A 13,127-nucleotide genomic window follows, 5' to 3' on the forward strand; every position below is an offset into this window, starting at 1 on the left:
AACCGGTTTTCATCGAAACATAAATCACCAGCTTACTGCCGCAGAACTCTATCGCTTTATTTTTCGGCTCAGCTTGTGGCGCAGTCTCCGCCTCTCGGACAGCCCGGGGTTGGGAGGCACACATTGAAAACCGTGCAGCGGTTCAACGTGAAAGCGATGCCAAATTGTCCAACAACCCGGACGGCATCAATCGCGCAAGAAGGAAATGGCCAGCACGAAAAGTCAGATGCCATCGAAAAAATTTTCAGTAAAGGTATCGGATGACGCAACCAGCGTCCCCTTTACTGACCCCGATATGGCGCAGGAGTTAGCGCCATTGTAATTCAGTACGGAGTGTGCTGATGCATTCAACGTCGACAGTTAAAGGAGATACTTATGAAGACGTTAACCCCCATCGCCGCGGCGATAGTATTTGCAGCAAGTGGCAGTGCCTTTGCAGATGGCAATTCGGTGGAGCAAACACAGGTTGGTTTTGGCCATAATGTTTATGCCCACCAGTCTGAATATACCGACGGCGACACGATAAAACAGATTCAAGTCGGAGCCTTCCATTCCTCTGCAGCGTTCCAGTATTACGGTGAAGAATACAGCAACATCAAACACGAGCAGTACGGCGCATATCAATTCGCCCTTTCCTCGCAAGAAGGTGGCGAAGAAAACATTGCGCAAATTGAGCAGTACGGCGCCGGTAACGAAGGTGTAACCTGGCAACACTATGCCCAATACAGCGCGGCCAAAATCCATCAGGACGGGCATTACAACAATGCCAATGTTGACCAGATTGCAAGCAGTGACGCCAGAGGCGTCGTTTACCAGGACGGCGCCCACAACCATGGTGGAATCAGCCAAATCGCGACCATAGATGCCTATTCCCTGATCGTGCAGAAAGGTGCACACAACTATGCCGATACAGATCAATTCCTGGTGATTAATGCTGTCTCGAACATAGACCAGGACGGTCACGGCAACGACGCCGATGTATATCAAGGATTTGGTTACGATCTCGACTCTATGGTGACGCAAAGCGGCGAGTACAACGACGCTGATGTTGAGCAGTATGGTTTTTACAACGCTCAGGTAACCACCCAAGCTGGCTGCGCCAACTATGCATCTACGGTGCAGGGGGGCGCAGGTAACCACTCCTATACCACGCAAGTTGGTGCCCACAACTATCACTGGACGACCCAAACGGGTTTCGGTGGTACCGCTACGGCTACCCAGATCGGTATCGGAAACTCAGGAGCCATTGTTCAGAACTAACGGCAGATCCATTCACGCAACAAGGGCGGCCCAAGTGGCCGCCCACTCTATGCACCGACAGTGGATAGGATTAAGCCCTGGTGGCTGAAACCTTCGCGCGGATAAGCACGCAAAATCCCTTTGAAATGTGATGTAAAGGAGACACTTGTGAAAGCGCTACCCCCAGTATTCTTAGCAACTTTCCTGACTGCAAGTGGCTTCGCTATAGCCGCGGATAATACCGTCATTCTCCAACAGAATGGGACGGCCAATGTCGCTACTGCTAACCAGGATGATCCCGCTGCGATCGGTAACTTGATTCATCAGCAGCAGTCAGGAAAGTTCAACAACGCCGAATCAACGCAACGCCATCAGGTCGACAGCACGATTTATCAAGTTCAGGACGGAACACTCAATCGCGCCTATTCCCTGCAGCTCGATGGATCCGAAAACCACAGCAACATTTACCAATCCGGTATCTACCAGCAAGCGTCTACCTTGCAGATTGCAAGCGACGGAAGCAGTGCGACAATCAGGCAACAGGGATCTCATAACGACGCCGAAATTTACCAGTATCTTGGCCGAGATAATGTGGCAGTGATCGAACAGGTCGGCTCCCTGCATGGCGCCAGTATTGGCCAATACGCCAGCTATCACTCGGAAGCTTATATTTATCAACAGGGTTCAGGACAGCGTGCCGAAATCGCACAGGACGGTGCAGACCACTACGCGCGTATTGCCCAGCAAGGCATCGACAATCGGGCTGAAGTAACGCAGCAGGCCATGAACAACTCGGTGGATATTATGCAAAGTGGCTACGGCAACGATGCCAATGTGTTGCAGACAAGCTGGTACAACAGCGCAATCGTCAATCAGGATGGTCAATTTAACTCTGCAGACATCATCCAGTCCGCTGGTTTCGGGCCCGCGGGTGGCAACCAGGCGATGATCAGCCAATCCGGTGCACTCAACCAAGCGCTCATTATCCAGAGTGGATACTCGGGCAGCGCCTCCGTCTCCCAAGTTGGATCCGCCAATACGGCGACAGTCATCCAACATTGATTGTCTCCCCCAAAGGAACAAGCGCCTTGCCAAGGCAGATTGGGAGAATTGGGTAGAGCCATAGAATACCGGGCTATCCGTGCACTTTTACGGTGCTATTCCCGAAAATCCTGGCGCGTCTAATTACACAACGAGGATTTAGATGCCGAAACCCAAACTTTCTTCCTAGAGAAATCCGCACTTCTCTCTCATGGCAGACCCATCGTACAGCGGCGAGAATTTAAACATCACCGACCGGATGTCGATCCATTCATGGATGAAAGCAGCAGTACTTCCAATGAATCCATCGCAAACTTCTCTGCCAACAGGCCCGTTTTACATTTCACCTCGTGCCGGAGCGTCGCTTCGGCCCCCACCGAATTGCAGCCCCACGCCACCGTTTTATCGGCAATAGACAGCGTGTAGCTGAAGCCCGACATGGTATTCCACTGGGAACCATCGTGATCCGGCACTCGAAGTGCCGGTTTTTTCAACGTCAGTCGCTCAATGTAGTAATGGAGACACTCATGAAGACGTTAACCCCTATCGCCGCAGCCCTTGCACTCGCCATCAGCGGTACCGCCCTGGCGGCCGACAACGCCGTCGAACAGGAGCAGGAGGGTGTAGGACACACCGCCATGGCGACCCAGACCGGCTACGCCACCGAAGACAACATAATCTTGCAGAACCAATCCGATTTTTTTAACCGTGCCTACGCCACGCAGTCAGCCCAATCTGGAAGCCTGATCGAGCAGGAGCAGCATGATGGATTCAACAAGTCCACTGTCCTGCAAAGCTATGGTAATGGCACTCATGCGGTCACCCTGCAAAGCGGATATTTCAACTCTGCTTACATCAAGCAGGTGGCCCAGTTCAGCTCTTTAATGGAAATTACCTCTATAACCCAGTCGGGCTTAGGTAATGACGGCGCTATTACCCAACTGATTGGCGCCAATAACACGGCAACTTTGGAGCAATCGGGCATCGGTAACGACGCCCATATTTATCAGGTATTCAGTTTCGGCGGTAGTGTCACCGTCACTCAATCCGGCCTTAAAAACGACATCAAGGCCGGTCAGTCAGGCGTTGATAACGACCTCTTGCTGACCCAAGAGGACGGTGGCTTTAACGACTTGTCAGTGGACCAGGTCGGGATCGACAATATTGCCCTTATCTCGCAATTCGGATGGGGCAATAAGGCGCATCTCGGCCAGTATGGTGCAATGAACGAAGCGCAGATTATTCAGGACGGCTTCCTGAACTGCGCCAACGTCGAGCAGTATGGCTATGGCCATTCGGCAGTACTCTTCCAGAGCGGTGGATTCAATACCGCGCTTGTCACCCAGCGCGGAGTGGGTGAAAGCTCAGACCAGACTCAGACTGGCTATGGCCACATGGCAATCGTCAATCAGTAAGCTGTTTGTAGCCATTAAAAATGAAAAGGGCGGCCTGTGGCCGCCCTTTTTTGTCGGGAAATAAGCGCTTTTTAGAGGTGCTCTACCGAATCGATCTCATATTCCACCGCACCCGAGGGGGTATGTACCACGACAACCTCGCCCACTTCCTTGCCGATCAGGGCGCGGGCAATCGGTGAATTTACCGAAATCTTGCGGTTTTTCACATCCGCTTCGTCATCGCCGACGATGCGGTACGTCACCTCTTCATCAGTTTCCATGTGAATGATGCTGACCGTGGTGCCAAAGATCACCTTGCCGCTGGGCTCGATGGCTTTCACATCGATCACCTGGGCCATGGACAGCTTGGCTTCAATTTCCTGGATCCGGCCCTCGATAAATCCCTGTTTTTCGCGCGCGGCGTGATATTCGGCGTTTTCTTTCAAGTCGCCGTGTTCGCGCGCCTCGGCAATCGCCTGCACCACGGATGGACGCTCGACTTTCTTCAGGTTATCCAGTTCGGCGCGCAGAGCTTCGGCGCCTTCAACGGTCATTGGTACCCGGTTCAATGTGGGACCTCCAATATTTTTATTACAACAAAGCCAGGCCTCGCCCCTATCGTGAAATAGGAGAGCGAAGTCTGGCTGGTATGTACAGTCCTTAATCTATTCCGGCAGCTTTACCACACGCTGGTGCAGGTCCTGCAGGCGGCGAACCTGGAGCGGTTCACCCTGCTGCATCGCCAGGGCCATGGCCTTGGCCGCGGCCAGCGTAGTGGTGTAGCACACCTGGTGATTCTCCGCGCTGCGGCGGATATCGGCGGAATCGCGAATGGCCTGGCGACCCTCGGTGGTATTGACCACCAGGGCGATCTCGTCGTTTTTAATCATATCGACGATATGCGGGCGCCCTTCGCTCATCTTGTTGACGGTTGTAACGGGAATATCGCTGTCTTGCAAGACCTTCGCAGTACCGCGGGTGGCCACCAGCTCAAAGCCATGGCCCACCAGGTCTCTCGCCACGTTCACGACGGCGGGCTTGTCGAAGTCGCGCACGGAGATGAACACCTTGCCGGATTCCGGCAGTGTGTCACCGGCTGCCAGCAACCCTTTCCCGAAGGCTTCGGCGAAGGATTCGCCCACGCCCATCACCTCACCGGTGGATTTCATCTCCGGACCGAGAATCGGATCCACCGCCGGGAACTTGTTGAACGGGAATACCGACTCTTTGACGGAGAAGTAGTCCGGCACGATTTCCTTGGTAAAGCCCTGTTCGGCGAGGGTCATACCGGCCTGGCAGCGCGCCGCGATCTTGGCCAGTGAGGTACCGATGCACTTGGACACAAACGGCACGGTACGGGATGCGCGCGGATTTACTTCAATGACGTAGATCTCGCCGTCCTGGTAGGCCAGCTGGGTATTCATCAGGCCCACGACGCCCAGCTCACGCGCCATGGCTTTCACCTGCTCGCGCATCAGGTCCTGCACGTCTTCCGGCAGACTGTAAGGCGGCAGGGAGCAGGCGGAGTCGCCGGAGTGCACACCACACTGTTCGATGTGCTGCATGATGGCGCCAATTACTACATCCTGGCCATCGGATACCGCGTCGATATCCACCTCGATGGCGGCATTGAGGAAGTTGTCGAGCAGCACCGGGGCCTCATCGGACACCTGAACCGCTTCCTTCATGTAGTTCAACAGCTCGTCTTCCTTGTAGACGATCTCCATCGCGCGGCCACCCAGTACATAGGAAGGGCGCACCACCAGCGGGTAGCCCACGTTCTTGGCGGCCTGAATCGCTTCGGATACCGAGCGCACGATGGCGTTTTCCGGCTGCTTGAGGCCGAGGCGCATGATCATCTGCTGGAAGCGCTCGCGATCTTCCGCGCGGTCGATCTGCTCCGGGGTAGTACCGATAATCGGCACACCCTCGGCGGCGAGGAAGCGGGCCAGGTTCAGCGGTGTCTGGCCGCCAAACTGCACGATCACCCCCACCGGATTTTCCTTGCGCACGATTTCCAGAACGTCTTCCAGGGTCACCGGCTCGAAGTAGAGGCGGTCGGAAGTGTCGTAATCGGTGGAAACTGTCTCCGGGTTACAGTTGACCATGATGGTCTCGTAACCGTCGTCGCGCATGGCCAGTGCCGCGTGCACGCAGCAGTAGTCAAACTCGATGCCCTGACCGATACGGTTGGGGCCGCCACCGAGCACCATGATCTTCTTGTTGTCGGACGGATTCGCCTCGCACTCCTCGTCGTAGGTGGAGTACATGTAGGCGGTGCTGGTCGCAAATTCGGCCGCGCAGGTGTCGACACGCTTGTAAGACGGGAAAATGCCCATCTTGTGGCGGAATTCACGCACGGTTTTCTGGCTCACCCCCAGCAGGTCCGCCAGGCGCTTGTCGGAAAAGCCTTTGCGCTTGAGGAAGCGCATGGTCTGACTATCCAGAGCAGAAGTCGGCATCGACTTGAGCGGCTCCTCGATCCGGATCAGCTCCTCGATCTGTACCAGGAACCAGGGGTCGATGCCGGACAGCTCGTAAACATCCTGCACGCTCATACCCATGCGGAAGGCATCCCCCACGTACCAGATACGCTCGGCGCCGGGTACGGACAGTTCGCGGCGCAGGCGCTCCTTGGCGCCCTCTTCGTTCGGGTCAATCTTGCTCTCGAGGCCGAAGCTGCCCACTTCCAGGCCGCGCAGCGCTTTCTGCATGGATTCCTGGAAAGTGCGGCCGATGGCCATCACCTCACCCACAGACTTCATCTGCGTGGTCAGGCGCGCGTCCGCCTCACCGAATTTCTCGAAAGTGAAGCGCGGAATCTTGGTCACGACATAGTCGATGCTCGGCTCGAAGGAAGCCGGGGTGGCACCGCCGGTGATGTCGTTCTGCAGCTCGTCGAGGGTGTAGCCCACTGCCAGCTTCGCCGCGACCTTGGCGATCGGGAAACCGGTGGCCTTGGAGGCCAGCGCCGAGGAGCGGGACACCCGCGGGTTCATCTCGATGATCACCATGCGGCCGGTGTTCGGGCAGACGCCGAACTGCACATTGGAACCGCCGGTCTCAACGCCGATCTCGCGCAGCACCGCGATGGAGGCGTTGCGCATCAGCTGATATTCCTTGTCGGTCAGCGTCTGCGCCGGGGCCACGGTGATGGAATCACCGGTGTGCACGCCCATCGGGTCGAAGTTCTCGATGGCGCAGACGATGATGCAGTTGTCGTTCTTATCGCGAACCACCTCCATCTCGTACTCTTTCCAGCCGAGCAGGGATTCGTCGATCAGCAGTTCGTTGGTCGGAGACAGGTCGAGGCCGCGTTTGCAGATTTCCTCGAATTCCGGCCAGTTGTAGGCCACACCGCCGCCAGAGCCGCCCATGGTGAAGGACGGGCGAATGATCACCGGGAAACCGAATTCCTCCGGGACCTTCTTCGCCTCATCCAGGGAGTGCACGATTTTCGCGCGCGGGGTCTCGAGGCCGATGGATTTCATCGCCTTGTCGAACAGGTCGCGGTCCTCGGCCTTTTCGATCGCGTTTTTGTCCGCGCCGATCAGCTCCACACCGAACTTTTCCAGCACGCCGTGCTTGTCCAGGTCCAGGGCGCAGTTCAGCGCGGTCTGGCCGCCCATGGTGGGCAGCACTGCGTCCGGGCGCTCCTGCTCGATGATCTTGGCCACATTGCGCCATTCCACCGGCTCGATATAAGTGGCATCGGCCATGGCCGGGTCGGTCATGATGGTGGCCGGGTTGGAGTTCACCAGAATCACCCGGTAGCCCTCTTCCCGCAGCGCCTTACAGGCCTGGGCTCCGGAATAGTCGAATTCGCAGGCCTGGCCGATCACGATGGGGCCGGCGCCGATAATCAGAATGCTTTTGATGTCTGTGCGTTTTGGCATCTTTCTTCCGTTTCACTCCGGCCTGTCACCGGTAGGTCTTGAATAAGGGTTCGCGATTTGGGGCGGGCGCTCTACCCGCGGCGGCGCGCCTCAGCGCTCCGCCTTCATCAGCTCGATAAACCGATCGAACAGCGGTGCCATGTCGTGCGGGCCCGGACTCGCTTCCGGGTGTCCCTGGAAGCTGTACACCGGCTTGTCCTTCAGGCTGATGCCCTGCAGCGTGCCGTCGAACAGGGACTTATGGGTCACCTCGACGTTGTCCGGCAGGGAGTCCGCGTCGACAGCGAAACCGTGGTTCTGCGCGGTGATCATTACCTTGCTGGTCGCCAGGTCCTGCACCGGGTGGTTGCCGCCGTGATGGCCGAACTTCATCTTCAGGGTGCGACCGCCCACGGCCAGGCCCAGCAGCTGATGCCCCAGGCAGATACCGTATGTGGGGATGCCCTTGTCGATAAAGGTCTTGATGGCCTCGATGGCGTAGTCGCAGGGCTCGGGGTCGCCGGGACCGTTGGACAGGAAGATACCGTCCGGATTCATGGCCAGCGCCTCTGCCGCCGGGGTCTGCGCCGGCACCACGGTGACATCGCAACCGCGGTCCACCAGCATACGCAGGATGTTGCGCTTCACACCGAAGTCGTAGGCCACCACTTTAAAGGGCTGCTCCGGTGCCGGCTTGTGGCCGCTACCCAGTTCCCAGGTGCCCTCGTTGAACGGGTAGGCGGATTTGGTGGAGACCACCTTGGCCAGGTCCATGCCCTTGAGACCGGCAAATTCCTTGGCTTTGGCCAGTGCCGCTTCGCGGTCGCTCTCTTTGTTAACTGACTCTCCGGCGACGATGCAGCCGCTCTGGGCGCCCTTGTCGCGCAACAGGCGGGTCAGGCGACGCGTGTCGATATCGGCGATACCGACCACGTTCCGCTCCCGGAGATAGTCCTGCAGCGACTGCTCCTTGCGGAAACTGCTCGCCAGCAGCGGCAGGTCGCGGATCACCAGGCCCGCGGCCCAAATATCCGCGCACTCCTCATCCTCGGAGTTAGTGCCGGTATTGCCGATGTGGGGGTATGTCAGGGTAACGATCTGGCGGGCGTAGGAGGGATCGGTGAGGATTTCCTGGTAGCCAGTCATGGAAGTATTGAAAACGACTTCGCCAACGGCGCTGCCATGGGCGCCGATTGCGCGCCCCTCAAATACGCTGCCGTCTGCCAATACCAGCAGGGCCGGTGTGGAGGTTCCCATTAGGGTGCGGGGCATCTGGGGCTCCGGCGTGGGGACAGTTTTAGTCAAATTGATCTCCAATCTTCAGAACTGCTTGCGGGCGGATTTTGCGGACGCTAATTGTAAAAAAGCGAGATGAAACCCCTCAGTCTCATCTCGCTCTTTTGAATTATTCACGCGCGGCTCTCACTTTTTGTGGCCGGCGCTTGCCGCCGGCGATGACCGGGCAGCCTCACCGCAACACATTTCCCGCCAAAGGGGAATCTACGGGGCCGGCCCAAACCGGGCGCAGATTCTACGCGAATTCACCTTCAGGTGCCAGTGCTAAAAAGACGCCGAGCGGCGACTTACGCCGACCCCAGACGACCGGGCATCCACACTTACTGCAACTTGCGACTGACGCGGAACAGGCTGTCGCCCATCTTCAACTCGGCCCGGTCGAGCATCGTCTTGTTCAGCTGCAGCGCCACGTTGTCTCCGGTGCCGGTAAAACCGACGATGCCCCCGGTGGCGGCGAAGCGCTCTGCGTCGCTGACCGTCAGTACCGGGAAAAACTCCAGCTCGCCCACCGCCTTCAGCAGTGTGGCGCGCTTCATTTCCCCCATCACCATAATCTGACAGCTACGCGCGCGGGTCAGTTCGCCCTGATTGACCCTTTCCAGCGCCACCCGGCGTCCCGCCACCCGGTGGTGCGCGAGCCGCTCAGCCAGGGTATCGCGCAGCTGGTCACCGCCCATCACGCAGATTCGAAACGGTGCGTCGGTGCCGGTAAATACCTCGATGGGCCACTGCACGTGATGTGCGAAGTGCAGGATATAGTTGACCATGACCCGTCGGCCGGCCGGTGAGTCAGAGAGCAAGGGGCCCGCCTGTGCCGCGGGAGTCATCAACGCCATCAACAGCACGAGCAGGGCCAGGTGCGCCAGTGCCAGGCTGAAAATGTTCAGGTAACTGTGGGTTCTGCGATTCTTCATATCGCGCATAGCCTTGTAGAGGTCACCGCCCAACCGCGACGAGGCACGGCGTGCCGGATTTGGTCCACCATCCGTGACGGCCAGGAGTTGTGACAGAGGTAACGACGCAGGGAGACGGGCGGCGGATGAAACTCCCGCCGCGGGTGCGGCTGCAGCTCACCAGAAGGTTAGTCTCGGGGGAGAAGCTTCGCCAAACCGGGCCGGAGGGACCGGCGCCAGTCGACAAACGGGGTGAGGGCGGCTACCTCAGGGGCAACCCGGGCGCAGCGGTAGCGCCCGGTGAATTTGACGCGGTGAAGGACCGGAACCTACGGGCCGCCGGCCGCCGGACCGCTCCAACCTTACTCCTAAATTGGCGACTCTACCGGCGTGGCAATCGCCGGGCGCCATTTGAGCGCCTTTTCGATGGAGAGGATCATGGATCCGGCAACGTCCTTGCGGGTTGCGCTCTCGATTCCCTCGAGCCCGGGCGACGAGTTGACTTCCAGCAGCAGCGGCCCCTTGCGCGAGCGGATGATATCGACACCGGCCACTTTGAGCCCCAGCACCTTTGCCGCCTTCACCGCCAGGCGCTTTTCCTCCGCGGTGACCTTGACCACGGACGCCGTGCCACCCTGGTGGATATTGGCGCGGAATTCGCCCGGGGCCGCCTCGCGCTGGATCGCCGCCACGACCTTGCCGTCGATGACGAACAGGCGCAGATCCCGGCCCTGGGCCTCGCGGATAAATTCCTGCACCAGCAGGTTGGCTTTCAGCGACTTGAAAGCGTTGATCACCGATTCGCCCGCCTTGCGGGTTTCCGCCAGCACCACGCCGCGCCCCTGGGTGCCTTCGAGCAGTTTCACGATCAGTGGCGCACCGCCGACCATCTCAATCAACTCGCTGGTGTCCACCGGCGAGTTGGCGAAACCGGAAGTGGGGATATTCAGGCCGCTCTGCTGCAGCAACTGCAGGGAGAACAGCTTGTCCCGCGACTGGCTGATGGCCGCCGATCCGTTAAGGGCAAACACACCAATGCTCTCGAAGTGACGCGTCAGCGCGCAGCCGTAGAACGTCTGGCTCGGGCGAATACGCGGAATCACTGCGTCCAGGTTGTTGAGGATACGGCCGTCGCGGTAATGCACTTCCGGCTCGTTGGCATCCAGCTTCATATAACACTGGCGGATATCCAGGAAGCTCATGCGGTGGCCGCGCTCTGCCCCCGCCTCCATGATCCGCTGATTGCTGTACAGGTCCGGATTGGACGCGAGCAGTCCGATACGCAGGCCGGTGCCGGCGATATGGTGCTCGTCCCGGTAATACTCCTCCAACTGGCTGGGCGGCATATCGCCGAGACAGAAACTCTCGGATGGATCCACCAGCATGCGCCCGAGCATTGCCTCGCGGCCGAGCAGCATGCGGTAACCCATGGAGTCGCGATTGGTCAGCGTCAGTTCGATATCCCAGACGCTGCCGCCAATGGACAGCGCGGTGCGGATCACCGGGCGTTTTTCACTGTCGCCGGAGGAACTGCGCACCAGGCGCTTGTCGAGCAGCCGCGCTTCGCAGCGCACCGACGGGCGGCGCAGATGCTGCAGGGGGTGCGCCTCGAAACTCACCCAGGGATCGCCGTCGCGCTTGAACGTCTGGATGTTGTAGGCGTGCAGCGACGAAGTCTTGGCCCCGGAATCCACCCGCGCCTTGATCGCCGGCACTCCGAGCCCAGGAAAGCTGCACCACTCCTCACTGCCGACAATTAATTTTTTTTCCAACTCGTGATCCTCGATAAGGTTTGTGCGACGCCGGGCTCAGTTTTTCAAACCCAAGACATCGCGCATATCGTAGTGGCCGGGCTGCCGACCGTTTTGGACATCGTCGCCCATCAGCCAGATGGCGGCACGCACGGCGCCGCGGGCAAACGAAAGGCGACTGCTGGCCTTGTGAGTAATCTCGACCCGCTCGCCGTCCGCCAGGAAACTGACCGTGTGCTCGCCGACGACATCACCGCCGCGCACCGTCGCAAAGCCAATGGTTTCGCGCTCGCGCGCGCCGGTCTGACCCTCGCGGCCATAGACTGCGACCTTTGCCAGGTCGCGGCCCAGGGTTTCCGCCACCACTTCGCCCATGCTCAGCGCTGTGCCGGAGGGCGCATCCACCTTGTGGCGGTGATGGGCTTCCACGATTTCGATATCCGAATCGTTCCCCATCACCCGCGCCGCGGTTTCCAGCAGATTGAAGCAGAGATTAACGCCGGTAGAAAAGTTACTGGCAAGGCACAGGGGCACCTTTTCCGCATGGGCCAGCAATGCCTTTTTTTGCTGCGGATCAAATCCGGTGGTACCGACCACGATCGGTCGGCCCTGCTCAGCACAGTATTCGGCATTGGCGAGCGTGGCTGCCGGCGCGGTGAAATCGATCAATACATCGAAGTCGGCCTTGTCCAGGCTGTCGACGATGACGATCCCATTGCGCCCGATGCCGGCCACCTCGCCGGCATCGGCGCCCACCAGGCTCGATCCCGGACGCACTATGGCGGCGCTCAGTTCGGCGGCGTCCGCTTGTATGACCGCTTCCGCCAGCGCGCGCCCCATACGCCCGCCGAACCCTGTAATCGCTATTTTTACCGCCATGGTGGAATCTCCTGCTCGCCCTGAGGAACCTCTGATCAAGTCCGTATTGTCTCTGCGGGATCTGAAGGTTGCAGATGTTAGGCGCAGTTCGCCGCGAATGGCCGCAGCCCTTTGCAAGAGCGGCAACGCAGCAGCTGCTGCCTTCAGATCCCGCCCCGCGGGGCTTTCAGAGCAATTCACACTCCGCGTTGCGGCTCCTTGAAAGGTCCAGACATTCCAGCGAAGCCGCGCCTTGATTGTGAACCGCTCTGAAAGCCAGAGGCATCACGGGCTTGGTCAGAGGTTCCTAAAAGCCGCGGATTCTACCCTGCCCCCGCCATATCGGCATAGGTTTCGCGTAGACTGCGGAGAACAATAACAAACCCCCGAAGGGTACCCAATGGAAGCTTCACGACTGCAACAATTCAAGCAGAGACTTTTGGCTATGCAATCGGAGCTTGCCGCACTGGAGGAAACCGCCTCGCGGGCGGGGCGCCCGGTGGAACTCGACCAGTCCAGCGTCGGCCGTTTGTCGCGAATGGAAGCCATGCAGGCACAGCAGATGGCCATCGAGTCGGTGCGCCGCCGCCAGTTACAGTTCGCCGCCATCGGCGGCGCCCTGCAGAGGATCGACAGCGGCGATTTCGGCTACTGCTACGTGTGCGACGAAGACATCGAGTCCCGCCGCCTGGAGGCAGACCCCACGATCACCCGTTGCATCCGGTGTGCGGAGTAATAAGGGATCACAAACTGATAACAAAGTGCACTACCTTGCGCACA

The 13,127-nt window shown here is 58.9% G+C and carries 12 protein-coding genes and 1 pseudogene; 5 read left to right on the plus strand and 8 right to left on the minus strand.

Going from position 1 to position 13,127, the window contains the following annotated elements; all coding sequences use genetic code 11:
* Window positions 1–123 precede the first annotated feature (123 nt).
* The 3 genes from IG168_RS02550 (at window position 124) to IG168_RS20885 (ending at window position 2,301) form a co-directional block, all read left to right on the plus strand.
* Entirely contained in the window at window positions 124–264 is a 141-nt protein-coding gene (locus IG168_RS02550) for a hypothetical protein (RefSeq protein ID WP_193161583.1), read from the plus strand.
* A gap of 111 nt (window positions 265–375) precedes the next feature.
* Complete coding sequence (locus tag IG168_RS02555; protein WP_193161584.1) at window positions 376–1,260, plus strand: hypothetical protein; 885 nt, start codon at window positions 376–378, stop codon at window positions 1,258–1,260.
* 147 nt (window positions 1,261–1,407) lie between these two features.
* On the plus strand, window positions 1,408–2,301 hold the full coding sequence (locus IG168_RS20885; RefSeq protein WP_193161585.1) for a hypothetical protein: 894 nt from the start codon (window positions 1,408–1,410) through the stop codon (window positions 2,299–2,301).
* Window positions 2,302–2,528: 227 nt separating this feature from the next.
* Here the strand turns inward: IG168_RS20885 and IG168_RS02565 are convergent, their stop codons facing one another.
* A complete protein-coding gene (locus IG168_RS02565; RefSeq protein ID WP_193161586.1) occupies window positions 2,529–2,774 on the minus strand; it encodes a hypothetical protein in 246 nt (81 codons plus the stop codon).
* Window positions 2,775–2,807: 33 nt separating this feature from the next.
* On the opposite strand from IG168_RS02565, the gene IG168_RS02570 reads away from it, so the two are divergent.
* The gene (locus IG168_RS02570; RefSeq protein WP_193161587.1) at window positions 2,808–3,695 is read left to right on the plus strand and encodes a hypothetical protein; all 888 of its coding nucleotides are present in this window, start codon (window positions 2,808–2,810) and stop codon (window positions 3,693–3,695) included.
* A 71-nt stretch (window positions 3,696–3,766) separates the two neighbouring features.
* Here the strand turns inward: IG168_RS02570 and greA are convergent, their stop codons facing one another.
* The 7 genes and pseudogenes from greA to dapB form a co-directional block, all read right to left on the minus strand.
* Complete coding sequence (gene greA / locus IG168_RS02575) at window positions 3,767–4,243, minus strand: transcription elongation factor GreA (RefSeq protein ID WP_193161588.1); 477 nt, start codon at window positions 4,241–4,243, stop codon at window positions 3,767–3,769.
* A 96-nt stretch (window positions 4,244–4,339) separates the two neighbouring features.
* Entirely contained in the window at window positions 4,340–7,570 is a 3,231-nt protein-coding gene (carB, locus tag IG168_RS02580) for a carbamoyl-phosphate synthase large subunit (RefSeq protein WP_193161589.1), read from the minus strand.
* A gap of 90 nt (window positions 7,571–7,660) precedes the next feature.
* A complete protein-coding gene (gene carA / locus IG168_RS02585) occupies window positions 7,661–8,821 on the minus strand; it encodes a glutamine-hydrolyzing carbamoyl-phosphate synthase small subunit (RefSeq protein WP_226876462.1) in 1,161 nt (386 codons plus the stop codon).
* 344 nt (window positions 8,822–9,165) lie between these two features.
* Complete coding sequence (locus IG168_RS02590) at window positions 9,166–9,759, minus strand: YfiR family protein (protein WP_226876463.1); 594 nt, start codon at window positions 9,757–9,759, stop codon at window positions 9,166–9,168.
* A gap of 347 nt (window positions 9,760–10,106) precedes the next feature.
* Complete coding sequence (gene rimK, locus IG168_RS02595; protein WP_226876470.1) at window positions 10,107–11,024, minus strand: 30S ribosomal protein S6--L-glutamate ligase; 918 nt, start codon at window positions 11,022–11,024, stop codon at window positions 10,107–10,109.
* Between the two features lie 84 nt (window positions 11,025–11,108).
* Window positions 11,109–11,510: pseudogene (locus IG168_RS20580) on the minus strand (ATP-dependent zinc protease family protein); the annotation flags it as partial.
* Window positions 11,511–11,546: 36 nt separating this feature from the next.
* A complete protein-coding gene (dapB, locus tag IG168_RS02600; protein WP_193161591.1) occupies window positions 11,547–12,368 on the minus strand; it encodes a 4-hydroxy-tetrahydrodipicolinate reductase in 822 nt (273 codons plus the stop codon).
* Window positions 12,369–12,792: 424 nt separating this feature from the next.
* Here dapB and IG168_RS02605 point away from each other — a divergent pair, with 424 nt between their 5' ends.
* Window positions 12,793–13,083, plus strand: coding sequence for a TraR/DksA family transcriptional regulator (locus IG168_RS02605; protein ID WP_226876464.1), 291 nt, complete (start codon window positions 12,793–12,795; stop codon window positions 13,081–13,083).
* Window positions 13,084–13,127: the final 44 nt, after the last annotated feature.

The sequence above is a fragment of the Microbulbifer hainanensis genome (assembly GCF_014904735.1).
GTDB classification, from domain to species: domain Bacteria; phylum Pseudomonadota; class Gammaproteobacteria; order Pseudomonadales; family Cellvibrionaceae; genus Microbulbifer; species Microbulbifer hainanensis.